At 70.4% G+C, this 22,113-nt stretch carries 22 protein-coding genes, 1 tRNA gene and 1 pseudogene; 9 read left to right on the top strand and 15 right to left on the bottom strand.

The window, feature by feature from the left end; all coding sequences use genetic code 11:
- Nucleotides 1-10: 10 nt before the first annotated feature.
- Genes RGD00_RS18470 through RGD00_RS18430 form a run of 9 tightly spaced genes read right to left on the bottom strand, consistent with a single transcriptional unit; the run spans nt 11 to nt 7,018 of the window.
- On the bottom strand, nt 11-769 hold the full coding sequence (locus RGD00_RS18470) for an SDR family NAD(P)-dependent oxidoreductase (protein ID WP_310458752.1): 759 nt from the start codon (nt 767-769) through the stop codon (nt 11-13).
- Nucleotide 770: 1 nt separating this feature from the next.
- A complete protein-coding gene (locus RGD00_RS18465; protein WP_310458751.1) occupies nt 771-1,202 on the bottom strand; it encodes a cupin domain-containing protein in 432 nt (143 codons plus the stop codon).
- On the bottom strand, nt 1,199-1,501 hold the full coding sequence (locus RGD00_RS18460) for a YciI family protein (protein WP_310458750.1): 303 nt from the start codon (nt 1,499-1,501) through the stop codon (nt 1,199-1,201). Before RGD00_RS18460 ends, RGD00_RS18465 begins: the two co-directional genes overlap by 4 nt.
- 4 nt (nt 1,502-1,505) lie before the next feature.
- Complete coding sequence (locus tag RGD00_RS18455) at nt 1,506-2,432, bottom strand: SDR family NAD(P)-dependent oxidoreductase (RefSeq protein WP_310458749.1); 927 nt, start codon at nt 2,430-2,432, stop codon at nt 1,506-1,508.
- A gap of 19 nt (nt 2,433-2,451) precedes the next feature.
- Entirely contained in the window at nt 2,452-3,510 is a 1,059-nt protein-coding gene (locus RGD00_RS18450) for a branched-chain amino acid ABC transporter permease (protein WP_310458748.1), read from the bottom strand.
- Nucleotides 3,510-4,385 carry a branched-chain amino acid ABC transporter permease gene (locus RGD00_RS18445; RefSeq protein ID WP_310458747.1) on the bottom strand — a complete coding sequence of 292 codons (876 nt, stop codon included), beginning with the start codon at nt 4,383-4,385 and terminating at the stop codon, nt 3,510-3,512. The genes RGD00_RS18450 and RGD00_RS18445 overlap by 1 nt, the downstream gene beginning before the upstream one ends.
- Nucleotides 4,382-5,107 carry an ABC transporter ATP-binding protein gene (locus RGD00_RS18440; RefSeq protein WP_310458746.1) on the bottom strand — a complete coding sequence of 242 codons (726 nt, stop codon included), beginning with the start codon at nt 5,105-5,107 and terminating at the stop codon, nt 4,382-4,384. Before RGD00_RS18440 ends, RGD00_RS18445 begins: the two co-directional genes overlap by 4 nt.
- Nucleotides 5,104-5,826 carry an ABC transporter ATP-binding protein gene (locus RGD00_RS18435; protein ID WP_310458745.1) on the bottom strand — a complete coding sequence of 241 codons (723 nt, stop codon included), beginning with the start codon at nt 5,824-5,826 and terminating at the stop codon, nt 5,104-5,106. The genes RGD00_RS18440 and RGD00_RS18435 overlap by 4 nt, the downstream gene beginning before the upstream one ends.
- A gap of 22 nt (nt 5,827-5,848) precedes the next feature.
- The gene (locus RGD00_RS18430) at nt 5,849-7,018 is read right to left on the bottom strand and encodes an ABC transporter substrate-binding protein (RefSeq protein WP_310458744.1); all 1,170 of its coding nucleotides are present in this window, start codon (nt 7,016-7,018) and stop codon (nt 5,849-5,851) included.
- 264 nt (nt 7,019-7,282) lie between these two features.
- On the opposite strand from RGD00_RS18430, the gene RGD00_RS18425 reads away from it, so the two are divergent.
- Nucleotides 7,283-7,801 carry a MarR family winged helix-turn-helix transcriptional regulator gene (locus RGD00_RS18425; protein WP_310458743.1) on the top strand — a complete coding sequence of 173 codons (519 nt, stop codon included), beginning with the start codon at nt 7,283-7,285 and terminating at the stop codon, nt 7,799-7,801.
- A 201-nt stretch (nt 7,802-8,002) separates the two neighbouring features.
- On the opposite strand, the gene RGD00_RS18420 is transcribed toward RGD00_RS18425, so the two are convergent.
- Entirely contained in the window at nt 8,003-8,584 is a 582-nt protein-coding gene (locus RGD00_RS18420) for a cysteine hydrolase family protein (RefSeq protein ID WP_310458742.1), read from the bottom strand.
- Nucleotides 8,585-8,707: 123 nt separating this feature from the next.
- Here RGD00_RS18420 and RGD00_RS18415 point away from each other — a divergent pair, with 123 nt between their 5' ends.
- From RGD00_RS18415 to RGD00_RS18385, 7 genes are all read left to right on the top strand, one after another.
- Nucleotides 8,708-9,604 (top strand): MBL fold metallo-hydrolase, encoded by an 897-nt coding sequence (locus RGD00_RS18415; RefSeq protein WP_310458741.1) that lies wholly within the window; start codon nt 8,708-8,710, stop codon nt 9,602-9,604.
- 217 nt (nt 9,605-9,821) lie between these two features.
- Nucleotides 9,822-11,354, top strand: coding sequence for a sugar ABC transporter ATP-binding protein (locus RGD00_RS18410; protein ID WP_310458740.1), 1,533 nt, complete (start codon nt 9,822-9,824; stop codon nt 11,352-11,354).
- Nucleotides 11,351-12,319 carry an ABC transporter permease gene (locus RGD00_RS18405; RefSeq protein WP_310458739.1) on the top strand — a complete coding sequence of 323 codons (969 nt, stop codon included), beginning with the start codon at nt 11,351-11,353 and terminating at the stop codon, nt 12,317-12,319. The genes RGD00_RS18410 and RGD00_RS18405 overlap by 4 nt, the downstream gene beginning before the upstream one ends.
- Nucleotides 12,320-12,384: 65 nt before the next feature.
- Entirely contained in the window at nt 12,385-13,293 is a 909-nt protein-coding gene (locus tag RGD00_RS18400; protein ID WP_310458738.1) for a substrate-binding domain-containing protein, read from the top strand.
- 46 nt (nt 13,294-13,339) lie between these two features.
- Nucleotides 13,340-14,584 carry a flavin-dependent oxidoreductase gene (locus RGD00_RS18395; RefSeq protein WP_310458737.1) on the top strand — a complete coding sequence of 415 codons (1,245 nt, stop codon included), beginning with the start codon at nt 13,340-13,342 and terminating at the stop codon, nt 14,582-14,584.
- An 83-nt stretch (nt 14,585-14,667) separates the two neighbouring features.
- Nucleotides 14,668-15,258: a TetR/AcrR family transcriptional regulator gene (locus RGD00_RS18390; RefSeq protein WP_310458736.1), complete on the top strand. Its 591-nt coding sequence runs from the start codon at nt 14,668-14,670 to the stop codon at nt 15,256-15,258.
- A gap of 549 nt (nt 15,259-15,807) precedes the next feature.
- Nucleotides 15,808-16,806 (top strand): TDT family transporter, encoded by a 999-nt coding sequence (locus RGD00_RS18385; RefSeq protein ID WP_310458735.1) that lies wholly within the window; start codon nt 15,808-15,810, stop codon nt 16,804-16,806.
- 178 nt (nt 16,807-16,984) lie between these two features.
- Here RGD00_RS18385 and RGD00_RS18380 read toward each other — a convergent pair whose 3' ends face one another.
- From RGD00_RS18380 to RGD00_RS18365, 4 genes are all read right to left on the bottom strand, one after another.
- Nucleotides 16,985-17,998 carry an NAD-dependent epimerase/dehydratase family protein gene (locus RGD00_RS18380; RefSeq protein ID WP_310458734.1) on the bottom strand — a complete coding sequence of 338 codons (1,014 nt, stop codon included), beginning with the start codon at nt 17,996-17,998 and terminating at the stop codon, nt 16,985-16,987.
- A gap of 205 nt (nt 17,999-18,203) precedes the next feature.
- Nucleotides 18,204-18,833, bottom strand: a complete 630-nt coding sequence (locus RGD00_RS18375; RefSeq protein ID WP_310458733.1) for a hypothetical protein — start codon at nt 18,831-18,833, stop codon at nt 18,204-18,206.
- Nucleotides 18,833-19,306 carry a DUF6869 domain-containing protein gene (locus RGD00_RS18370; RefSeq protein WP_310458732.1) on the bottom strand — a complete coding sequence of 158 codons (474 nt, stop codon included), beginning with the start codon at nt 19,304-19,306 and terminating at the stop codon, nt 18,833-18,835. The genes RGD00_RS18375 and RGD00_RS18370 overlap by 1 nt, the downstream gene beginning before the upstream one ends.
- Nucleotides 19,303-20,907, bottom strand: coding sequence for a peptide chain release factor 3 (locus RGD00_RS18365; RefSeq protein ID WP_310458773.1), 1,605 nt, complete (start codon nt 20,905-20,907; stop codon nt 19,303-19,305). The genes RGD00_RS18370 and RGD00_RS18365 overlap by 4 nt, the downstream gene beginning before the upstream one ends.
- A 143-nt stretch (nt 20,908-21,050) precedes the next feature.
- Here RGD00_RS18365 and RGD00_RS18360 point away from each other — a divergent pair.
- A tRNA-Ser gene (locus RGD00_RS18360) sits at nt 21,051-21,140 on the top strand.
- Nucleotides 21,141-21,656: 516 nt separating this feature from the next.
- Here RGD00_RS18360 and RGD00_RS18355 read toward each other — a convergent pair.
- Nucleotides 21,657-22,085: pseudogene (locus RGD00_RS18355) on the bottom strand (recombinase family protein); the annotation flags it as partial.
- Between the last annotated feature and the right edge of the window lie 28 nt (nt 22,086-22,113).

Below are 22,113 nucleotides of genomic sequence, written 5' to 3'. Positions count from 1 at the left end.
GGGGGGACAGTCATTCCGCCAGATAGCCGCCGTCCACCGGCAGCACCGCGCCCGTCACCCAGTCGGACGCCGCGCTGGCGAGGAAGGCGGCGGGGCCCACCATCGCCTCGGGCGTCACGAACCTGCCCATGGGCATGCGCGCCAGCAGGGCATCGGCGGCGGCATCGTCCAGCACGCCGTTGGCCATGTTGGTGGCGAAGCCGCCGGGGGCGATGGCGTTCACCGTCACGCCGCTGCCCGCCAGTTCCAGCGCCAGTTGCCGTGTCAGGTTCACCACCGCGCCCTTCGATGACGCATAGGCGGTGAAGGGCGCGACCCGCGTGCCCCGGATGCCCCAGGTCGAGGCGGTCAGGATGATCTTGCCCGCCCCCTGCCGTTTCATCCGCCGCGCCGCACCCCGTGCGGTCAGGAAGGTGCCGTCGAGGTTCACCGCATGCACCCTGCGCCATTCGTCGAGGCTCAGCGTGTCGATACCCATCGGATGGCCCGCGATCCCGGCATTGGCGAAAACGGCATCCAGCCGCCCCGCCGCCGCCAGCGCCCTGTCCAACGCGGCCTCCACCGCCGCCTCGTCCGCCACATCGGCGGTGAGGGGGGTGAAGCCCGCGCCCGCCGCCGCTGCGGTTTCCGCCAGCCCCGCCGCGTTCCGGTCCAGGCCGAAGACCTGCGCGCCCATGGCGGCCAGTCCCTGCGCGATGCCTTGGCCGATGCCACTGCCCGCGCCCGTCACCACCACCGCGCGGCCGGAAAGATCGAACAGCCCCGCCATCTCAGGCCCCCGTCTTCAGCGCCGCCGCATCGGCGTCGCGCAGCCCGTCGAGTTCCGGCGTCAGCACCACGTTTTCCTGTTCCGCCGGGTCGTTGCGGGCCGACAGCGCGGTGGCGGGTTCGCTGTCCGACAGGTTGAAGGCGACATGGGGGATGCCTGCGGGGATGAAGCAGAAGGTGCCGGGCACGATCAGGCTCAGTTCCTCCAGCCGGGGCCCGTGGTAAAGGGCGATGCGCCCGGTCATGCCGTAGATCGCGGTCTCGAACCCGCGGTGGTAATGGGCCTTGGCCTTGCCGCCGGGGCCGAAGGCGGTGAGGTTCATCGAAATGCCTTGCGCCCCCGCCGTGGCGCCCGAGATGCCGAAGAACTGCGGCATGCCCTGTTTGGCGATGGCGGTGGTGTCGGGGTTCAGGATGGTGACTTTCTGAGTCATGGTGTCCTCGTGTCGGGCGCCGGGATCGGCGCGGCGTTCCAGTGGTAAAGCCGCCGGTCGGGGCGCAGCCCGGCCAGGCAATAGGGGTCCTCGTCCATCAGCCGGGCGGCCTCTGCCGCCGTGTCGGCCTCGATCACCCAGAGCGAGCCGCAGAAGGCCCCGCCCGCGGGCGGGCGCAGGCCCCCCGCCAGCGTGATCCGGTCGCGGTGGCGGGCGAGGTAGTCGAAATGCGCGCGCGTGAGATCGGGGTCGAGGTCCGCCGGGGTGAGCGTGTCGAAGAACATCGCGGCAAAGCGCATCGCCTCAGGCCCCCTTCGCCTTCGCCTGTTCGGCCAGCCGGTCGAAGGTCACTTGCACCGCGGCCAGCGCGTCGGGATACATGCCGATGCGCGTCGTGTCGGTGATGGTGCCGATCCGGTCCAATACGGTTTCGGCGGTGATCCGCGCGGGGTCTGCGATGTCGATGCCAAGCGTCTCGATCGTGCGGGCGATGGCGAAATGGCCGCCCCCGGCGATCAGCACCTCGCCGTTCAGGGTGCAGTCGGGGGAACTCAGATATGTCACCCCCGCGCTGACGAATTCGGGGGCCAGTTCTTCGGCCAGTTCCTTGGGGAACAGGTCCACTACCATGCGGGTGAACGCGAAGGGAGAGATGCAGTTGACGCGGATCCCCGCGGCCTCGGCATCCAGCTTGATGCCGTGCATCAGGCCCAGGACCCCGTTCTTGGCCGCGCCATAGGCGACCGCATCGACCTGCCCGTAAAAGCCCACCTGACTGGTGGTGAACACCACCCGGCCATAGCCCTGCGCCACCATCTGCGGCCAGACCGCGCGGGTCATGTTGAACGCCCCGCCGAGGTGGATGCCGACGAGCGAGTCGTAATCCTCGCGCTCCGTTTCGGCAAAGCGCAGGAACCGTTGGTTGCCGGCGTTGTTGACCAGAATGTCGATGCGGCCGAAGGTGTCGATCACCCGCTGCACCAGCGCCTCGGTGTCGGCGGGGCTGGCCACATCGGCGCCGTCGGCCATCGCCCGGCCGCCGGCGGCGATGATTTCGCCCGCCACCGATTCCGCCACCGCGCTGTCGCGGCCCGCGCCCGCCACGGTCAGCGCGCCCAGATCGTTCACCACCACTGTCGCGCCGCGTTTCGCCAGATCCAGCGCATGCGCCCGCCCCATGCCGCGCCCCGCGCCGGTGACGATGGCGACCTGTCCTTGCAGATTGATCATGTCCGTGTCCCTGTCGTTGTCATGTCTTGCGGCGGAACAGCGCCGTGATCTCGCGCCCGCCGGTGATGCCCTGCGGGCGGTAGATGAGGATGACCAGCATCAGCCCGGCCAGCACCACATCCCCCAACCCCGCGGGCGCGGTCAGCGTCAGGCCGGTGCCGGGCAGGGGCAGGCCGGATTCGACCTGCCGCAGCGCCTCGGACAGGGCGGCGACGGTGACGGTGCCGATGACCGCGCCGGTCAGGCTGCGGGTGCCGCCGACGACCAGCATGGCGACGTACAGGAAGGTCGGGTCGAGGTAGAAGTTTTCCACCCGCAAGGTGCCCTGGAAGTGGCCGTAGAGCCCGCCCCCCACGCCGCAGGTGAAGGCGCCCAGAACGAAGGCCCCGAGCCGCAGCCGCACCACCCGGATGCCCGAGGCCCGCGCGGCCACCTGATCCTCGCGCGAGGCGCGCAGCGCGATCGCCCACCGGGTTTCCTGATAGATCCATGCCAGCGCCACCGCGCCGATGGCGAACAGCCCCGCGGGCCAGAGCCCCACCCAGCCCTTCAGCCCCATCAGCGAGGTTTGCCCCCCGGTGACGGAATTCCAGTTCCCCAGAACGATGTAGATGATGAACATCAGCGAAAAGGTGGCGATGCCGGCGGCGATGCCCGACAGCCGCATGATCGGCCCGCCCACCGCCAGCGCCAGCACGGCGGCCACCAGCCCGCCCGCGAACGGCCCCGCCACCAGCGGCAGTTCGGCCGCCGCCAGCCACCCGGGCAGGTCGGGCAGGAAGGTGTTCTTCAGCATCGGCGGCATCGTCAGAAGCGCCGCCGCATAGGCCCCCACCGCCATGAACCCCACGGCGCTGAAATTCAGCACCCCCGAATTGCCCATGAAGATGTAAAGCCCCACCACCACGGTGACGTTGATCAGGCACAGGATCACCCGGCGTTGGGTCACGATGTCGCCCATCCCCGCCAGCAGGACCAGCGCCAGCAGCCCCGTCATCAGCACCGCAAGGGGGGCGGCGCGGGCGATGGCCTCGCGCAGCGGGGAAGGGGCGGTATTGTCGCGCATCGCCATCGTCATCACACCCGGTCCTTCATGCCGCGCGCCGGAAGCAGGCCGTTCGGTTTCACCAGCAGCACGAGGATCACCGCGACGAACAGGAACGCCTCGCGGAAGGGCCGCAGGTCGGCGGGCAGCAGCGCCTGCAACAGCGTGGCCCCCGCGCCGACAGCAAGCCCGCCCACCACCGCGCCCGGCAGGCTGCCGAGCCCCCCGATCACGGCGGCGACAAAGGCCGTCAGCACCAGCGGCACACCAAGGCGGGGCTGCACGAAGCCCGTCTGCGCCGCGAACAGCAGCGCCACGATGGCCGCCAGAACCCCGCTGAGCACGAAGGCCAGCACGATCACCGTGTTCGCCCGCACCCCCACCAGCTGCGACATGGTGAAATCCTCTGCCGCCGCGCGCATCTGCAACCCCGCCGAAGTGCGTTTGAGAAACAGCACCAGCACCGCCAGCAAGATTATGCAGATGGCGATGGTGACGATCTTCAGCAGGCTCACCTGCGCGCCCGCGATCCATACGGGTCGGCTCAGCACCGGCAGGGGGTCGAGCGTCTTGACCCGCGATCCCACGGCGAAGATCAGCAGTTTCTGGATGAACATGCTGACGGTGAAGGATGCGATCAGCATCGTCGCCGGATCGGCGCGGCGCAGCGGGCGGAAGGCCACCCGTTCCGTCAGCACCGCCAGCACCATCGCCACGAATACCGAGGCTGCGATCGCCATCACCGCCGGATGCCCCGACAGCGCGAACAGCGCATAGGCCGCGCAGGTGACAAGTTCGGCATGGGCGAAATTGGCCAGCCGCATGACGCTGAACACGATGCCGATGCCGAGCGCGGTCAGCGCGTAAAGGCCGCCGAGGCTCAGCGCATCCACGACGATCTGGATCATGCCGCATCCCCCATGCCGAAATAGGCGGCCTCGAACGCCGGATCGTCGCGCAGCGCGGCGGATGGCCCGGCCAGCCGCACCCGGCCCGCGTTCAGCACATAGGTGCGGTCGGCGGCGCGCAGCGCGCGGTCGGCGTTCTGTTCCACCACCAGCACCGTCACCCCCCGCGCCCGCAGGTCCGCGACCAGCGCATAGACCTGATCCGTCACCTTGGGCGCAAGCCCGAGCGAGGGTTCGTCGAGCATCAAAAGCGCCGGGTCCGACAGCATCGCCCGCGCGATCACCAGCATCTGTTGCTCGCCCCCCGACAGCCGCCCCGCCGGTTCGTTGCGCCGCTCGTGCAGGATGGGGAATATCTCCATGAACCGCGCGATCTCTGCCGCCGCCGCGGCGCGGTCGCGGCGGATCACCGCGCCGACGCGCAGGTTTTCTTCCACCGTCAGGCCGCCGAACACGCGCCGGCCTTCCGGCACCAATGCGATGCCGCGGCGCACGGTGCGCTCCAGCGGCTGGCCGAGGATCGGTTCGCCGCGAAAGGCGATGCTGCCCGCCACCGGCCGCACGATCCCGGCGACGGCGGACAGAAGCGTCGTCTTGCCCGCGCCGTTGGGGCCGACGATGGCCACCACCTCGCCCGCGTCGACATGCAGGCCGACGCCATCCAGCGCGGTGATGCGGCCATAGCGGACGGCAAGGTCGCGGATGTCCAGAAGCGGGGTCATGCGCCTTCCTCCAGCCCCAGATAGGCGGCGCGGAAGCCCGGATCGGCAAAGACCTCGGCGGGCGTTCCGGCGGCGATGGTGCGGCCGCTCGCCATCACATGCATGCGTTCGCAGGTGCGGGTGATCAGGCTCATGTTGTGTTCGATCAGCAGGACGCCGCAGCCGAAATCGTCGCGGATGCGGCGGATCAGGTCGCTCAGCGCCGCGGCCTCGGCCACGTTCATCCCCGCCGCCGGTTCATCGAGCAGCAGGAAGCGCGGTTGCAGCGCCAGCGCGCGGGCGATGCCCACCCGCCGCTCGTCGCCGTAGTTGAGCGCGCCGCCGGACGCCTGCGCGCGCCCGGCGATGCCGAGGTAATCCAGCATCTCCAGCGCCCGCCGGCGGGCGGCGGCGCGGCCATGCCCGAGGCTGGTCAGCGCCGCCTCGACGTTTTCCGACACGCTGAGGCCGTGGAACAGCCGCACCGCCTGAAAGGTGCGCACCACCCCGTTGCGGGCCAGCCAGGCGCTGTCGCGCCCGGTGACGGCGGCGCCTTCCAGCGCCACCGCGCCGCGGTGGGGCGGCTGGAAGCCGCTGAAGACATTGACCATCGTCGTCTTGCCCGCGCCGTTGGGGCCGACAAGCCCCAGGATCTCGCCGCGCGACAGGCTGACGGATACGTCATCCACCGCCCGCACGCCCGAGAAATGGACCGCGATGCCCGTTGCGCTCAGCCCCATGGCCGCCCCCTGTCCCGCGGTGTCAGTCGAGCGAGAAGTCCCGCGCCGTGACCTTGGTGACAAAGCTGAACGCGCCGTCCTTGCTTTGCACGATGGTCATCGGGCGGGTGGTGGCGATGTGCAGGTCGGGGGTGAAGGTGGTCGGCCCGACGGCGAGCGGTTCATCCGCGAAGGTATCCAGAACCTTCGCCACCTCCGCCGCCTCGACCGATCCCGCCTTTTCCGCCGCCCTGGCCCAGGCCTGCACCATCGAATAGCCCCGCAGCGCATAGGACACATCGGCGCGCTGGCCGTATTCGGCCTGATAGCGGGCGAAGAAATCGGCGATGCCCGGATCGCTGTCGTCGCCGTAGAAGGACCCGAAGTTGACGACATAGAAGTTCGACAGCCCCGGCACGGTGCCGGCCCAATAGTCGCCGTCCATCGATTCACCGGTCATGATCGGCTGGTCCAGCCCCGCCGCGCGCAGCTGCCGGATCGCCGAGGGCCCGCCGGGCGCATAGGAACACAGCATCACCACATCCGGTTTCGCCGCCAGCCCGTTGATGCGCGACACCTGCGCGGCGATGGTCGGATCGCCGTTCAGGAAGGTGTCGTTGCCCAGAAGCCCGGCGTCGCCCGCCAGATCCTTCCAGCGGTCGGCGAAACTGCCGCAAAGCGATTTGGTATAGGCGATGGTGTCGTCCAGCAGCACATAGGCCGTTTTCCAGCCCTGCTGCTCGAAGGCCCATTCCGCCAGCAGCGCGCCCTGCGCCTGCGAGGCGGTGGACAGCGAATAGGCGAGGTTGCCGATACCGCCCACGCCGAACTTCGGATCCGACGCGCCCGAGAAGGAAATCACCCCGTTCTGCTGCGCCACGAACGCGCCGGGGGCGCCGAAGTCGAAATCGCTCGGCACGATGATGGCCTTGGCGCCCTTGCCGATGACCTCCAGCGCGCCGTCCGCGCCCAGAAGCGGTTCGGACTTGTTGTCGAAGCTGACGGCCTCGATCTCCTGTCCCAACACGCCGCCGGTGGCGTTGATTTCCTTGATCGCCAGCATGGCGCCGTTGACGGTGCTGGCGTCGATGGGCTGGAACCAGCCGCTGTAGGGCATCACCAGCCCGAACTTGACGGTATCCGCAGCCGCGGGCAGCCCGGCCGTGGCGGCGCAAAGCGCAAGACCGGCCGGGATCAGGATGGAAGTCCGCATGTGTTTCCCCGTTGGATGGTGCCCCGCCGCTCTGGCCCGATGCCGGCGCGGGGTCGTTGTCATGGCCGACCCGAAGCCCCGGGGACCGGGATTTCGTTAAGTCGTGAATGAATGTTATGGTGGGCCCCGAGTCGTTGCAATATGCCGCGGCAAAAAATTTGAAGCTTGAAGCAATCCCCCGGTGCGCCCCCGGGCGGCGCGCGGCGCTTGCACCCGCGGGCGCCGCGGCCTAGGGGACGGTGCCGACGATCCAGCAGGTCCCCGATGAACGACACCATGCGCCGCCCGCCGATCCTTCCCACGGCCGAAAGCTTCGGGCACAACCTGCGGCACACCAACCGGCTGATCCAGCGCGACCTCGGCACGCGGGTGGTGCGGATGGGGCTGAACATCGCGCAGTGGTATGCGCTGCGCACGCTGTGGGAAACCGACGGGGTGACGCAGATCGAACTGGCGCAGCGGTCGGGCATCGCGGGGCCGGCGATGGTGACGGCGGTGCGGGGGCTTCTGGCGATGGGGCTGGTCACGCGCCACCGGCCCGACAACGACAAGCGGAAATACGTGATCCTGCTGACCGAAAAGGGATGGGCGTTGCAGAACCCGGCGCTGAAGGCGGCGATGGAGGCGAATGCGATCGCCTTGCAGGGCATCCCGCCCGAGGATGTGGCGACCTGCCTGCGCGTCCTGCGCGCCGCCCACGCCAACCTGACCGCCGTGGCGCAGGAGGCCGCCAACCCCGCCGCCGATGCGGCCGACCGGCTGATCGGCGACGCGCAGGGGTAGGGCCCGGCGTCCGGCCCGGCGGAAAGGGCGGTGGCCTCCGGCGGGGATATTTAAGGACAGAAAGTGAGGAAGGGCCGTGGTCCTGTCACTTTCTGTCCATAAATATCCCGGGGGCGCCGGCTGGTGCGCCACTGGTTCGAGAACCAGCCGGCGCGGGGCTGGCCCCCGGTGCCGCCCCCTCCACCGGCGCTGCCCTCGGGGTCAGAGCGCCGCCAGAACCGCGTCGGTCGTGCGCACCTCTGCCACCAGTTCCATGCTGCGCAGCGAGGCCGCATGCATCGCCGGATCGCCCGAGGAACAGGCATCCCCCACAACCGTGACCGCATAGCCCATGTCCGAGGCATGGCGGACCGTCGCCTCGACCACCGAATGGGTGGAGACCCCCGCCACGATCAGGCGGCGCGCGTCGAGGCAGCGCAGCACCTCTTCCAGCGGCGCGCCGATGAAGGCGTTGGTGCGGGTATGCTTGACCACATGTTCGCCGGGCAGGGGGCCCAGACCGTCCACGAACTCTGCCCCCCACGACCCCTCGACCATCGCGCCGAGGCGGACGACATCGCGGAAGATGCGGCAGTTCTGGATCACGTCGGCATGGTCGGGGCGAAAGGCGATGCGGACCGACACCACCGGCACCCCCGACGCCCGCATCCCCGCCAGGAGCCGCCCGGCATTGGCGATCAGCGCCGCGCGTTCGGGGGCGTGTTCGGCCATGCCGACGCGGATCGCGCCTTGGGGATGGATGACCTCGTTCTGGTAGTGCAGGGCAAGGAAGGCGGTGGACATGGGCGGTTCCGTTCAGGGGGGCAGGGAGGGGCTGGCGTCGGGAAGGGGCTTGCCGGATGATTTGTTTCAAACTTAACGATTCTCCAAGGCCCGTCCATCCACGAATCCCGAAAGGAGCCCGCCATGACCGACCAGACCCTGCCGCCCGACGCCCCCGCCGTGGATGCCGCCGCCCTGCGCGAGATCCTGCCCGGCGTCCATGTGATCGCGGACCGCCGCGTGCCGCTGGTGCCCAATATCGGCATCGTCGAGGGGCGCGACGCCGTGCTGGTGGTTGATACGGGCATGGGCCCGGTGAACGGCGCGACCGTGCTGGCGGCGGCGCGGGGGATCGCCGGGGACCGGCCGCTGATCCTGACGCTGACGCATTTCCACCCCGAACATGCCTTCGGCGCGCAGGCGTTCAAGGGAGTGGCGAAGATCCTCTACAACGCCGCGCAGCGGGACGAACTGGCCGAACGCGGGCCGGGCTATCTGGCGATGTTCCGCGGCTTCGGCCCCGGTGTCGCCGCCGCGCTGGAGGGGACCGAACTGGTGATGCCGGATGCGGTCTATGAGGGCGGCAGCCACCGGATCGACCTCGGCGGCCGGGTGGCGGAGCTGCGGACCTGGGGCCTTGCCCATACCGCCGCCGACCAGGTGGTCTGGCTGCCGGAGGACCGCGTGCTGTTCGTGGGCGATCTGGCCGAGGAACGGATCTTCCCCATCTTCCCCTGGTTCCCGCCCGATGACGCGGTGCTGGACGCCGCGCGCTGGCAGGCGGTTCTGGGGCATCTGCTGGCGCTGGACCCGGCGGTGGTGGTGCCGGGGCATGGCGCGGTGGGCGGCCCGGCGATCCTGACCGCCGTGTCGGCCTATATGGACGAGGTGCGCGACGCGGTGGCGCGCGCCCGCGCCGAAGGGGTGGCCGAGGGCGATCTGGCCGCGCGCCTCGCCCCGGTGATTCGCGCCGCGCACCCCGACTGGGACGCGCCGGAATGGATCGACTTCGCCATCCGCTATTACGCCACGCAGGGCTGACCCCTGCCGGGGTGCCGGGTTTGCACAAATTTTGTGCAGTTGCCCGGCGCCCCGGACTGACCATCCGAAAGATATTTCATACTTAAACCATTGTCTTTCCGGCCCCGGCGGCCGCGCGGTGCCTTGACGGGTTCTTTACCGATCAAGGTTCGTTATTGACAGGTTGTCGCACCCCTCCCTAGCCTTTCCCCATCACCCGAGGAAACCCGGAGGCCCCATGGACGCCGATGCCGACGCCATCCTGACCGTCCGCGACCTGACCAAGAGTTTCGGCGAGACGCGGGCCCTGCGCGGGGTCGGCCTGAACGTGGCGGCGGGCGAGGTTCTGGGGCTGGTCGGCGGCAACGGGGCGGGGAAATCCACGCTGCTCAAGATCGTCACCGGCGTCTATCAGGCCGACCGGGGCACGATGGTGCTGGCGGGGCAGGACTATCGCCCGCGGTCGCCCTTCGAGGCGGCAGAGCGGCATATCGCCCTGATCCCGCAGGAATTGCGCGTGGTTCCGGCGATGAGCGTGGCCGACAACGTGATGCTGGGCCACTGGCCGCGCCGGGGCGCGTTGCCGCTGGTGGATGCCCGCGCCGCGCGGGCCGAGGCGCGGGCGCGGCTGGCGGCGCTTGGCCTCGACATCGACCCGCGGGCGGAAATCGGCAGCCTGCCCTTTGCCGCGCGCCAGTCGGTGGTGATCGCCCGGGCGGTGGCGCGCGATGCGCGGCTGCTGATCCTGGACGAACCCACCGCCGCCCTGGGCGAGGCAGAGGTGGACCGGCTGTTCGACCTGATCGCGCGGCTCAAGGCGCGGGGGACGGCGGTGATCTATGTCTCGCACCGGCTGGACGAGATCGAGCGGCTCTGCGACCGCGTGGTGGCGTTGCGCGACGGGCAGGTGGTGGCCTCGCTGGTGCGGGGCGGCTACCGGCTGCACGATCTGGTGGTGGCGATTTCGGGCCAGCCCGCGGTGCAGGCCCACGCCCATACCCCCGCCGCGCCGGGCCCCGCACTGGTCGCGGCGGATGCGCCGGGCGGGCGGCTCGCGCTGCGGGCGGGGCGGATCGGGGGCCTGCACGGGCTTCTGGGCAGCGGGATCGAGGATCTTCTGCGCGGCCTTTTCGGCGCGGGCGCGCGGCGGCGGCTGGACACGCCCGCAGGGGCGGTGGACCTGACCGGCCCCGCCCGCGCCATCGCCGCCGGTCTGGGCTATGTGCCGAGCGAACGCCGCCGCGCCATCGTGCCGGCGCTGTCGGTGCGCGACAACATCGTGCTGCCGCATCTGGCGCGCTATGCGCGCGCGGGCACGCTCGACCGCCGCGCGCTGGATGCGGCCGTGGTGCCGCTGATGGAACGGCTGGATATCCGCCCGCGCAACCCCGCGCTGCCCGCCGGCACGCTGTCGGGGGGCAACCAGCAGAAGGTGCTGTTCGCGCGCTGGCTTCTGGGCACCACCCACAGCCTGTTGCTGGACGAACCCACCCATGGCGTCGATGTCGGCGCCAAGGCGCTGATCAAGGCGCAGATCCGCGCCTTTGCCGCCGCGGGCGGCGGGGTGCTGATGCATTCGGTGGAACTCGACGACCTGACGGAGCTGGTGGACGAACTGTTCCTGATGATCGGCGGCCGGCTGACCGCGCCGCAGGAACGGCCCGCCGCCGGCTATGACACGATCGCGCTGAAGGAGCTTGCATGTCACACCGACCCGATGTCCCTGCAACCGCCACCGGCAGCGCCGCTGGAAGCACCCGGGGCAGGATGAGCGGCGCGCCCCGTTCCGCGGCGCTGCGGCTGGCGCGCGCGCTGGTGCACAACGCGCCGATCCTGGTGCTGGTGATCATCTTCGCCACCGGCGCGCTGATGTCGGACCGCTTCCTGAGCCCGGTCAACCTGCGCAACATCCTGTTGCAGGCCTCGATCATCTCGGTGCTGGCGATGGGGATGACCTTCGTCATCATCTCGGGCGGGTTCGACCTGTCGGTGGGTTCCATCGTCGCGGCCTCCGGCTGCGTGGCGGCCTGGACGATGCTGCATCTGGGCGTGGCGGCCGGGGTTCTGGTCGGGGTCGTGGCGGGGCTGGCGGCGGGGATCGTCAACGGCGCGCTGATCGCCTGGCTGCGGCTCAACCCGTTCATCGCCACATTGGGCACGGTGGTGATCCTGCGGGGCCTCGCGCTCCTGTTCACCGAAGGCCAGCCGATTTCGGGCGAGGCCGGTTTGCCGGCGGTGTTCCTCGACTATGCGCGGACCTCGGTCCTGGGGATCCCGCTGCTGACCTGGACGCCCATCGTGCTGTTCCTGATCCTGGGATGGGCGCTGCACCTGTCGGCCTATGGCAAGAAACTCTACGCCGTGGGCGGCAATGCCGAGGCCGCGTTCCTGTCGGGCATCCCGGTGGACCGCATCCGCGCCTCTGCCTTCGCGCTGGCGGGGCTCACCGCCGGGATCGCGGGGGTGATGCTGGCCGCGCGGCTGCAAAGCGGCCAGCCCACGGCGGCCGAAGGCTATGAGTTGAACGCCATCGCCGCGGTGATCCTCGGCGGCGCCTCGCTGCGCGGCGGCGAAGGGCGGCTGGCGATGACCATCGTCGGCGTCTTCATCATCGTGATCCTCGGCAATGCGCTGAACCTGATGGGGGTGAATTCCTACTGGCAGCGCATCGCGGTGGGCGCGGTGATCCTGCTGGCGGCCGCGGCCGACCAGATCAAACGGTCGCGCCGGCACTGACCGGCGCGCCCCCGAACACCCCCGAGGGCGGCCAACCGCCCCTTTCCCCCAACACGTTGACCCCCATGATCACCCGCAGACTGTTCACCGCCGCCGCCGCCGCCGCCGCCGCCGCCCTGCTGGCGCCCGCGCTGCTGGCCGCGCCCGCGCAGGCCGAAACCATCGGCGTCGCGCTGGCGTCCGACACCAACCCCTTCTACGTCGCCATGCGCAAGGGGATAGAGGCCCGTGTGGCCGAACTCGGCTGGGAGGCGCGTTTCGTCACCGCCAACGAATCCGTCGCCGCCCAGGTGCAGGGGGTCGAGGATCTGGTGGCCCAGGGGGTGGACGGCATCCTCATCTCGCCCATCGACGCCGTGGCCTCGGGCCCCGCCTATGCGGCGGCGGGGGCGGCGGGGATCCCGATCATGTCCATCGCCCGGCAGGCGCAGGCCGCCGAACAGACCGCCTCCATCGCGATGGACGAGGTGGGCATCGGCGCGGCCATCGGCGCCTGGCTGGCCGACCGCATCGGCGGGCAGGGCAAGATCGCCATGGTCGCCGGGCCCTCGGGGGCGGAAACCTTCCGCAACCTCGCGCAGGGCTTTGCCGCGGAAATCGCGAAACATCCCGGCATCGAGGTCGTGTTCAAGAAAGAGGACGGCCTGAGCCGCGAAGAGGGCCTGCGCGTGGCCGAGGACCTGCTGGTCGCCCATCCCGATGTGGTGGCGATCTACGGCGGCAACGACGAGGTGGCGCTCGGCGCGGTGCAGGCCGTCGCCGCGGCGGGACGGACGGGCGAGATCATCGTCACCGGGCTGAACGGCGTGCCCCCGGCCAAGGCCGCGGTCGCGGCGGGCGAACTGGGCATGACGGTGGAACTGAACCCGGTGGTCTGGGGCACGCTCGGCGTGGACACGATGGCGCGCTGGCTGGCGGGGGATCAAGGCTTCGACCGGGTGAACGTCGGCTACCAGATCATCGACAGGAAATGACGGCGCCCCTTTGGGGGATGGCCGCGCGGAAGGAAGGAGTGACCCCATGAAGGTGATCATCGTCGGGGCGGGGATCGGCGGGCTTTCCGCCGCGCTGCACCTGCACAGGCAGGGCATCCCCTGCACGATCTACGAAAAGGTGCCCGAACTGTTGCAGCTTGGCGTGGGGCTGACGCTTCTGCCCCATGCGATGACGGAACTCGACGCGCTCGGCCTCGTGCCGGCGCTGGACAGGGTGGCGGTGCGGACGGAACATCTTTACTACCGCACCCGCCACGGGCAGGGGGTCTGGGACGAACCGCGCGGCCTGCCCGCGGGCTACAAGGTGCCGCAGTTTTCCATCCACCGCGCGCATCTGCAACAGGTGCTGCTGGATGCGGTGCGCGAAAGGCTGCCCGAGGGCGCGCTGGTGCTGGATGCGGCCTTCGAGGACGTGGCCGAGACGGCGGAGGGCGTCACCGCCCGCTTCCGCCGCGCCGACGGCAGCGCCTTCGAGGCCGGGGGCGACATCCTTGTCGGCGCCGACGGCATCCATTCCGCCGTCCGCCGCCGCTTCCACCCCGACGAGGGCATGCCGCGGTGGAGCGGCCTGATGCTCTGGCGCGGGGCGGTGGACTGGCCGGGGTTCATGGACGGGCGGTCGATCATCATCTCGGGGGGCACGGACTGCAAGTTCATCCTCTACCCGATCGGGCCGGGCCGGACGCCGGGCACGCAGCTGATGAACTGGGCCGTGGTGGTGCGGCAGGCGGGGCCCGGCGGCAGCCCGCCCGCGCGCGAAGACTGGAACCGCGAGGCGAAACACGAGGATCTGCGCGCGCTGCTGACGCGGTTCACCGTGCCCGAGGCCGACATCGCCGCGATGGTGGCGGCGACGCCGGTGTTCTGGGAATTCCCGATGTGCGACCGCGACCCGCTGGCGCGGTGGAGCTTCGGCCGCGTCACGTTGCTGGGCGATGCGGCGCATCCGATGTATCCCTTCGGCGCCAATGGCGCGGCGCAGGCGATCCTCGACGGCCGCGCGCTGGCCGATGTGCTGGCCTCCGGCGCCCGCGGGGCCGAGGCGCTGCGGGCCTACGAGGCCGAACGGCTGCCCAAGGCCAACGACGTGGTGGCGCGCAACCGCATCGGCGGCCCCGAACGGGTGATCGACGAGGTGGAATCCCGCGCGCCGGACCCCTTCGCCGATGTGGATGCCGTGTTGCCCCATGCCGAACGCGAGGCCATCGTGCGCGGCTATTCCCGGCTGGCCGGTTTCGCCACCGACCAGCTGGCGCGCGCCCGGGCCTGAGCCCGCGCCGCTTGCAACCGCCCGGCCGGGCCGGTAAGACCCGGCCCGCAGCCTTTTGACGCAATCTTTCGAGCGGATCGCCGATGTCCCAGGTCAAGAAGATCGAGGTGGAACGCGCGATCCTCGACAGCGCGGACGCGTTGTTCCGCGAAGAAGGCTATTCCCGCACCACCATGGCCGCCATCGCGCGGCGCGCGGGCATCGCCACCTCGACGATCTATGTCTATTTCCGGTCCAAGGTGGAGGTGTTCTTTTCCGTCTACACCCCCTGGCTGGAAGGCCGGCTTTCGGCGATGGAGGCCGCGGCCGCCCGCGTTTCCGACCCGGTGGCGCGGGCGCGGGTGGTGCTCGACTGGATGTGGATCCGCATCCCGACCGAGGACAATTATTTCTCGAACGAGCTGATCGCCGCGGTCTCGACCGCGACACGGGCCGACAACTACAGCCAGGACCTGTTTTTGCGCACCCGCCGCCGCATCGCCGCCGCGATGACCGGGCAGGAGGAAGGCGCGCTGAGCGGCCGGGCGATCGACATCGCCATGGTCACGCTGATGGCCTATGACGGCTTTTCCCTGAAGATCCGCACCGAAACCTCGCCCACCAGCCCCGCGCTGATCGACCACCTCGCCGCCATCTTCGCCGCCGCCCTGGCCGCAGAGGCGGTTCCGGCCTGAGCGCCGGGGGGGGGCGGCCGAGAATGCCGGCTCGGGGGGCATCGAGCCCCCGCTCGCCGGCGCTGCCGCGGGAGGGCGGGGGCGTGGGCTTGCGCGCGTGCAGGGGGGCGATCCGGGGGCGCATCCCGGCGGCAGGGGGCCGGGCAGCCCCGTGGAAGGCCCCGCCCCTTTCTGGACGGTCCGTGCCCGTGGCCGCTGTCGGCGGCGCGCCGCGCGGGGGTATTTGGGAAAAGGTGAAGCACAGGTTTTCCAGTGGAAAACGGCGCCCATCTTTCACCGTGACCCGAATATCCCCGCCGGAGGCCCCCGCGCTTTCCACCCGCACCGCCGCCGGGCAGGGACCCGCCACGGCCCCGCGCCACCGGTTCGGATTGGACGGGGACCCGGAACGGAATGGGGGGCATCCTGCGCCTGCCTGCGGCACCGGATCCGTTGCGCCAGCGGCCCCCTGCGCCCACCTGCCGCCCCTTCCGCCGCGCGGAGGCCGTTGCGCCGGTGGCGGCGGGGCGGATAGACTGGCGGGAACCTGTCAGCAGAGATCCCGGACCCATGACGACCCCCGCAAAGCGCCCCCCGATGCCGCCCCCGATCCGGCCGCAGGCCCCGCCGCCCCCCGGGCTCTGGCGGCGCACGCCGCCGGCGATCTTTCCGCCGATCATGGGCCTTCTGGGGCTCGGGCTGGCCTGGCGGCGGGCGGCGGGGGCTTTCGATGCCAGCCCTGCGGTGGGCGAGCTGATCCTGGGCGCGGCGGTGCTGCTCTATGCCTTCGCCGCCCTCGCCTGGCTGGCCAAACCCCTGCGCCGGCCCGGCGCGGCGGTCGAGGATCTGCGGATCCTGCCCGGGCGGGCGGGGTTGGCGGCGGGCTCGCTCTGCCTTTTGCTGACCGCCGCCGCGCTGGTGCCGCATGCGCCGGGGGTGGCGCGGGTGCTGCTGGTGGCGGGGCTGGCGCTGCATGCGGGGCTTGCCGTGCTGATCCTGCGGGTGCTGGCGGCGGGGCCGGAGGAGGCGCGCGCGCCGACGCCGGTCTGGCATCTGACCTTCGTGGGCTTCATCATCGGCGCGCTGTCGGCGGCGCCGCTCGGCTGGCCGCTGCTGGCCGGGACGCTGTTCTGGGCCAGCGGCGCGGTGGCGCTGGCGCTCTGGGGGCTGAGCGCGGTGCAACTGGCCCGCCGCATCCCGCCCGCGCCGCTGCGCCCGCTGCTGGCGATCCACCTTGCGCCCGCGGCGCTGCTGACCACGGTGGCGGGGCTGACCGGGATGGCGGGGCTGGCGCAGGTGCTGGCTTTGGTGACGCTGGCGATCCTGCTGGCGCTGCTGGCGGCGGCGCGCTGGATCACGGCGGCGGGGTTCTCGCCCCTCTGGGGGGCGTTCACCTTTCCGCTGGCGGCGACGGCCACCGCGCTGCTGGCCACGGGCGGGCCGTTTCTGTGGCCGGGCGTGGCGGTGCTGGCGGCGGCGACGCTGGCCATCCCGCCGATCCTGTTCAAGGTGCTGCAGGCCTGGGCGCGCGGCGCGCTGGCCGCGAAAACCAACGCCGCCACCGCCTGATCCGGGCCTGCGGCGCGGGCGTATTTCCGGCAAGATGACGTCCCACGCCCTCCCGTTCCCGAAAGGGCGCGCGCGGCATCACTTTCTGTCCTTTAAATATCCCCGCCGGAGGCCACCGGCCTCTCCCCCAAGGCCAACCGCCGGGCAGGGGACATGCAGGCCGGGTCCCGCGCGCGCCCTACCGGCGATGGCGGTCCAGCATCCAGGCGCAGAGCCGCGCCACGCCCTCGTCGAAGGGTGTCTGCGGGCGGTAGCCGGTCAGCCGTTGCAGCAGCGATGCGTCGGCCCAGGTTGCGGGCACGTCGCCGGTCTGCATCGGCAGATAGCGGCGTTCGGCCCGGATGCCCAGATGCCGCTCGATCGCGTCGATGAAATCCAGCAGCCGCACCTTTTCCGAATTGCCGATATTGACCACCCGCCAGGGCGCGACGGGGCTGAGGCTGTCGCCCGGGACGATGTCGGCGGGGGTGGCGGGCCGCGCGGGGGGGGCGTCGATCAGCAGGCGGATGCCGCGTACCAGATCGTCCACATAGGTGAAGTCGCGGTACATCTCGCCGTGGTTGTAGATCTCGATCGGCCGGCCCTCCAGCATCGCCTGCGCGAACTTGATCGGCGCCATGTCGGGCCGTCCCCAGGGGCCGTAGACGGTGAAGAAGCGGAACAGCGTCGTGGGGATGTTCCACAGATGCGCATAGGCATGCGTCATCGCCTCGGTCGCCTTCTTGGTCGCGGCATAGATCGTCAGCGGCGTGTCGGCCTTGTCGGTCTCGCGGAAGGGCATTTCGGTATTCGCGCCATAGACCGAGGAGGTGGAGGCGACCAGCAGATGCGCCACCCCCTGTTCGCGCGCGCATTCCATCACGTTGAAGGTGCCGGTCACGTTGGCATCGACATAGGCGCGCGGATGGTCGAGGCTGTAGCGCACCCCGGCTTGTGCCGCCAGATGCACGATGACCTGCGGCTTGAAGGCGGCGATGGCGGCGGACAGCGCGCCCATGTCCTCCAGCATCGCCTCGGTCTGGCGGAAGCCCGGGTGGCGGCCGAGACGCGCCAGCCGTTCGCGCTTGAGGCCCACGTCGTAATAGTCGGTCATCCCGTCGTAGCCGTGGACGGCAAGGCCCTCGGCCAGCAGCAGTTCGGCGAGGTGATAGCCGATGAAACCGGCGGTGCCGGTGATGAAGACGCGGGTCATGCGGGGCTCCGTCGCTGGATCCCGCCAGCCCTAGCCGAGCGGGGGCGGGTTGCGCAAGGTGGGGCAGGGGGGCAAGCCCCGGCCTGCATGACCCGCGCCTCATGCCCGGCGGTTGGCCCTGGGGGAGAGGGCGGGAGCCTCCGGCGGGGATATTTAAGAGACAGAAAGTGAGGCGGGCGGTTCTTGTGGGGCGCGGTTGCGGGGGCTACCAGCCCGGCCGGTCCTCTGCCGCGGTCAGTGCGGGGCGCCAGCCGGCGGCCATCACCGCGAGCATCGGTGCGGGCGTCAGCACGGTGACGGGGCCCTGGGGCAGGGGGCGGGCGGGGGCATAGCCGTCGGGCGCATGGGGCAGTGCCATGCCGTCGCGGATCAGATGCGCCCGGCCCTGCCAGAGGATGAAGGCCCCCGTGGGCAGGCTGTCCGCCGGGCGCAGGATGCGGCGCTGCGCCCGCGTGGCGGGGGCGATCCGCGCGGCGTGGAGTATGGCGTCGATCCCTGCGGCCCGCGGCGTGGCGCCGAACGCCCGGCCCCAGGCGGCGCGGAAGGCGTCATAGGCGGCGCGGCGGCAGAGCGCGCAGGGCCGGTGCCCGGCGGCGCAGGCGACGGCCTCGTCGAGGAAGAAGAGCGGTGTGTAATGCCCCGGTGCCTCCATCGGCAGGGGCGGGCGGCCCGGGCGCGGGCGGATGGTGCAGGTGATCCAGGCCTTGTGCCGCCACCGCGCCCGCCCCATGCGGCCCGCTGCGTCATGCAGGATGCCGCGGTTGCCGGTGAACCGGCCGCGCGCAGGCGTAGCGAGGAAGCTGCCGTCGGGCTGGAGGCGGTTGGGACGCGGCATCAGGCCGGCGGCAGCGGCAGGCCGCTGTCGAGCGTCGGCCCGGCGCGCGCCGCCTCGATCCGCCGCCACAGGGGCGTGCCGGCCGATCCCTGCGGCCAGACCCCGGTCAGGGCATGGCGGAAGCGCGGCGAGGCCGCCGCCGCGGCCTCGATCCGGTCGATGACCGCGGGGCCGTTCCGGGCGATCACATCCTCCAGCGGCCCGGCGGCGATCAGCGCGGCCTCCTCGGCGGTCCCGCACAGGGCAAGCGCGGCCAGCACGGTGTCCAGGCACAGGTCCGGCGCCGTGTCCGCCAGATCGCAGAGCAGCGAAAACGTCCAGAACTCCGGGTGGTCCTGCGGCGCCTCCGCCTCCATCGTGGCGCGGAGATAGCCGAGCCAGCGTTCGGCCAGCCGCGCCACCGGCAGGTCGCCCTCGGGCAGGGCCCCGGGATCGACATGCAGCGCCGCGGCCACCAGCGCGCGTGGGATCACACCATCATCTCCTTCGTCGCCGTCAGCCGCAGGTCCGGGAAATCGCGCTGCACCCGGTCGATGTCCCATTGCAGGCGGGTCAGGAACACCATGTCGCCGTCGTGGTCGGTGGCGATATGCTGCTTGTTGATGTTGGCGAAGCGGTCCATTTCCGCCTTCGGGCCCTGCACCCACCGGGCCGAGGTGAACTGGCTGCCCTCGAACCGCACCGGCAGGCCGTATTCCAGCTCGATCCGGCTGGCCAGCACCTCGAACTGCAAGGCCCCCACCACGCCGACGATGAAGCCAGACCCGATCATCGGCTTGAACACCTTGGCCGCGCCTTCCTCGGCGAATTGCATCAGCGCCTTTTCCAGATGCTTGGCCTTCATCGGGTCGCCCGCGCGCACCGATTGCAGCAGTTCCGGCGCGAAGGAGGGGATGCCGGTGAAGCGCAGCGCCTCGCCTTCCGTCAGCGCGTCGCCGATGCGCAGCTGGCCGTGGTTCGGGATGCCGATGATGTCGCCCGCCCAGGCCTCTTCGGCCAGTTCGCGGTCGGCGGCGAGGAACAGCACCGGGTTCGACACCGCCATCGGTTTCTTCGAACGCACATGCAGCAGCTTCATCCCCCGCTGGAAATGCCCCGAGGCGAGGCGCACGAAGGCCACCCGGTCGCGGTGCTTGGGGTCCATGTTGGCCTGCACCTTGAAGACGAAGCCGGTGACGGGCGTTTCCTCGGGCGCGATCTGGCGTTCGGCGGCGGTCTGCGGCTGCGGCGGGGGGCCGAATTCGCCCATGCCGTCCATCAGTTCCTTGACCCCGAAGGAGTTGATGGCAGAGCCGAACCAGATCGGCGTCAGATGGCCTTCGAGAAAGGCCTGACGGTCGAAGGCGGGCAGCAGTTCGCGCGCCATCTCGATCTCCTCGCGGAACTTCGCCAGCAGGCCGGGGGGGATGTGGTCGGCCAGCCGGGGGTCGTCCAGCCCGTCGATCTTGACCGATTCCGCCACCCGGTTGCGGTCGGCGCGGTCCATGATCTCCAGCCGGTCGTGGATCAGGTCGTAGGCGCCCACGAACTCGCGCCCCATGCCGATGGGCCACGACGCGGGCGCCACGTCGATGGCGAGGCTTTCCTGGATCTCGTCGATGATCTCGAACGTATCGCGGGAGTCGCGGTCCATCTTGTTGCAGAAGGTCAGGATCGGCAGGTCGCGCAGCCGGCAGACCTCGAACAGCTTGCGGGTCTGGGATTCGACCCCCTTCGCCCCGTCGATCACCATGATGGCGGCATCGACGGCGGTCAGCGTGCGGTAGGTGTCTTCGGAAAAATCGCTGTGGCCGGGGGTGTCGACCAGGTTGAAGCGGTACTGCCCGTATTCGAACGACATGGCCGAGGCGGAAACGGAAATGCCCCGTTCCTGCTCCATCTTCATGAAGTCCGACCGCGTGCGCCGCGCCTCGCCCTTGGCGCGCACCTGACCGGCCATCTGGATCGCGCCGCCGAACAGCAGGAATTTTTCGGTGAGCGTGGTCTTTCCGGCGTCGGGATGCGAGATGATCGCAAAGGTCCGGCGGCGGGCGATTTCGGGCGGCAGGGCGGGGCGGTTCGGCATGTCCAGCATGGCCTGCGCCATAGCGCAGCGGCAGGCGCACGGCAAGCGGCCGCATCCGTGCGCCGTGCGCCCCCCCGGCGGGGGAGGCCGCCCGCCGGCCCTCCCGCACCCTCTTGCGCATCCCCCCGGGATCAGGCTACACCACCCCCGCTGGACAGTTGGCCGAGTGGTCGAAGGCGCACGCCTGGAAAGTGTGTAGGCGGGGAACCGTCTCGAGGGTTCGAATCCCTCACTGTCCGCCACTTCAGTCCCTGAGTGGGCACTGAGTTTACGCCACTTCCCGCCACAAGCGTCTGTAGCAGCCGGGACTTCGATCCCATGATCCTGACTTCGCCATCTGCGACCTCGACGCGCTGCGCGAGCGCGCGCAGGTGGTCGCGGCGATAGCCGCCGCCTTCCAGCCGGATACGGTCGCGGGCGGTTGAGGCGAACTTGCGCAGCATCTGCGGCGTTACCGCCTTTTGCCCTGAGTTCTGGAGCATGGCCTGTGCCCGGTCTGCATCGGCCTTGGCCTGATCGCGGATGGCCTTGAGGCCGTCGATGCGGTCTTTCAGCGCCGGGTCGTCCAGATCGGCAATGCCCGCCTCGATGGCGTCATAGAGCCGCTTGAGGCGCAATTCCGATTCGGCGGCGCGCTTGTTCAACTCGGCGATATGCTCGCGGCGGCGCTCGGCATGTTCTTCCCTGCGGTCGAGCGCGGCGGCTAGCACAGTTTCCAGCCGCTCGGGTTGGAGTAGCTGTTTCTCAAGGTGATTGACGACCAGATCGTCCAGTTTTTCCATCGGCACGGCCATGCCCTCGCAGGCGGTCGGTCCCTGCCGCGCCTTCATGGAGCAAGCATAATAACGGTAGCGCCCGCCCTTGCCGGTGCGGATGGTCATGGCCCCGCCGCACTTGGCGCAATGGATCAAGCCTGTCAGCATGGTGGGACCGCTGATGACGCGGGCGGGCATGACCTTCGGATTGCGTGCCTTGAGCAGCTTCTGAACCGCCTCGAACGTCTCCTTGTCGATGATCGGGGGGACAGGAACCGTCACGATCTCGCTGACCGGCTTCAATTCCTTGGTCTTGGACCGCTTGTTGAACTCGTGCTCGCCCATATAGGTGCGGCGGGTCAGGATGCGGTGAACCTGCCCGAGGCTCTGTTGCACAAATCCTGTGAGGGATTCATCTCGTGAATCCAGCATGGTAGCTGGGTGGCATGAGCAGACCGAC

The sequence above is a fragment of the Ruixingdingia sedimenti genome, assembly GCF_031432425.1.
Lineage (GTDB): Bacteria > Pseudomonadota > Alphaproteobacteria > Rhodobacterales > Rhodobacteraceae > Ruixingdingia > Ruixingdingia sedimenti.
Note: the sequence above shows the minus strand (reverse complement) of the source record. Positions and strands in the feature narration are given on the sequence as shown.